The 1859-nt window shown below is 59.7% G+C and carries 2 protein-coding genes and 2 pseudogenes; 2 read left to right on the forward strand and 2 right to left on the reverse strand.

All coding sequences use genetic code 11. The annotated features are described in order from the left end of the window. A pseudogene (locus J0A65_RS22825) lies at positions 1–325 on the forward strand (hypothetical protein); the annotation flags it as partial. A 5-nt stretch (positions 326–330) separates the two neighbouring features. Further along, a complete protein-coding gene (locus J0A65_RS27760; RefSeq protein WP_206596598.1) occupies positions 331–954 on the forward strand; it encodes a CatB-related O-acetyltransferase in 624 nt (207 codons plus the stop codon). A 29-nt stretch (positions 955–983) separates the two neighbouring features. Here J0A65_RS27760 and J0A65_RS22835 read toward each other — a convergent pair whose 3' ends face one another. Together J0A65_RS22835 and J0A65_RS22840 are read right to left on the reverse strand one after the other, a co-directional pair. Then, complete coding sequence (locus J0A65_RS22835) at positions 984–1634, reverse strand: BUD32 family EKC/KEOPS complex subunit (RefSeq protein ID WP_206596599.1); 651 nt, start codon at positions 1632–1634, stop codon at positions 984–986. Then, positions 1634–1859: pseudogene (locus tag J0A65_RS22840) on the reverse strand (hypothetical protein); the annotation flags it as partial. The gene J0A65_RS22835 and the pseudogene J0A65_RS22840, both read right to left, overlap by 1 nt.

Raw genomic sequence — 1859 nt, forward strand, 5'->3', positions numbered from 1 at the left:
GATCGAGCTGAAGATTACCCATGCAGGCTATTACATCGACTGCCTGGGTGAAGTACTCGCGCAGTACCGCAAGCATGCCAGCAACTCGTCGAAGAACACGCCGTTCATGATCGACAGTATTCTTCGCACCTATGCGCTGTTTGCCGATCATCCGCAGTATGAATATGTCAGGACACGCTTTCTGAGTTCGATGTTTCTCAAGTGCTCCAACCGTGATCGGGCATATGCCCGGCAGTTGTTGAAGCAGATTCCATTCCGACGCTGGAACAAGAAAACCTGGCGTGGCTTGGGAAGGTTGTTCTTTTCGCCGCTGGAGAAGCGCTGAGAACCATGGGCATCTGGGAGAGATTCCGCGAGCGCAGGGTCAAGCGAGCGATTCGCAAGCTACCGAAGCTCTACAGGGGGCAAGCTCGCTTTCTGCATCGCTATCCCGATTACTCCATTGGTGTCGGCAGCTATGGCCTGCCGATCGTTCATGACTGGCAGGAGGGAGCGACGCTGCGGATCGGCGCCTATACCTCCATTGCCGAACAGGTGGAGATCTTTCTCGGCGGGCACCACCGCAGCGACTGGGTCACGACCTACCCGTTTCCGGCAATGATTGATGAGGCGGCGGATGTTTCCGGTTACGCCTTCAGTCGGGGTGATGTCGTGATTGGCAGCGATGTATGGCTGTGCACCGGCGCAATGATTCTGTCTGGTGTATCGATTGGAGACGGCGCAGTGGTCGCTGCCGGGGCCGTGGTCAGTCGCGATGTGGAGCCTTATTCCATCGTCGCGGGGAATCCCGCCCGTCATGTCCGCTGGCGCTTCTCCGAAGACGAGCGACAGGCATTGTTGGCGGCTCGTTGGTGGGAGTGGCCGGAAGACGAGGTGCGTCAGGTCAGTTGCCTGCTGTGTAGCGAGCGGCTCGAAGCATTCCTGGCATATGCCCGCGACCGGGGGGCGGGCTAGGTGGATATGGTCACGTCCAGCCTTGGCTGCTAGGGCCGCTGCGTCCTTGCGAGCAGTGCTTCGGCATGGCGAGGTTCTTCTGCCCGGTAGGCCTTCAGTAGGTCCTCCTGGTATCGCTCGAATAGCCAGTTGCTGTCCTGCGGATAGCGGCGCATATGCTTCAGGTTGCGCAGGCGCTTGTGCAGCGACAACGGGAAACGACCGATATGCATGTCGGCAATGTCGATCAGTGCCAGCTCGTCGCTCGGCAAGACCAGTACGTTGCCCAGATGGATAGAGCGAAAGTACACGCCCTTGCGGTGCAGCCTGGCCAGCAAGTGGCCGAACTTGCCGATCAGCTGTGCGGCCCGTGCCGGTGCAGCCTGCTCCAGCCGGCTGCGCAGGGTATCGCCCGGTAGCGGTAGGTAATGAACCGCCGTGCCATTGACCGGATCTTCGACGCGGTACACGCCGATGATCTGCGGGCAGGTGAAGCCCAGTCGCTGCAGGGTCGTCGCATTGTCGGCAAAGCGCTTTGCGTACGGCTTCAGCGTTTCACTGGAGAAGTAGCGGCGCTTGCGGAACAGCTTCAGGAAGCTGCCGTCTTGCAGTCGCAGGACTTTGGGGCCCAGGCCGTCTTGCTCCAGAACCGTCGCATCGGCCGTCAGACGGCTAAGATCGGCAGCAGATACGCGTTGCATCAGGCCTTTTCCCTGAGTTTTCTACCGATATTGAGTGCGGTGACCAGGGCAAGCGGTATCCAGGTCAGAAACCAGTGCTCTTTGGGCCTGGCAAGGATGCCGCCACCCTCTGCGAGTCCCGCGCCAATTCCATAAACGACCAGCGCCCCGGCGATGGTGAAGTAGGTATCCGAGCGATGCTTCCAGCACGTCCACAGTGCGAGAAGGTGCATCGATAACCAGAGT

The organism is Bowmanella yangjiangensis (assembly GCF_017255015.1).
GTDB lineage: Bacteria > Pseudomonadota > Gammaproteobacteria > Enterobacterales > Alteromonadaceae > Bowmanella > Bowmanella yangjiangensis.

Coding starts and splice junctions, on each gene's coding strand:
- J0A65_RS27760 (WP_206596598.1), top strand. CDS start 331: ATGGGCATCTGGGAGAGATTCCGCGAGCGCAGGGTCAAGCGAGCGATT.
- J0A65_RS22835 (WP_206596599.1), bottom strand. CDS start 1,634: ATGCAACGCGTATCTGCTGCCGATCTTAGCCGTCTGACGGCCGATGCG.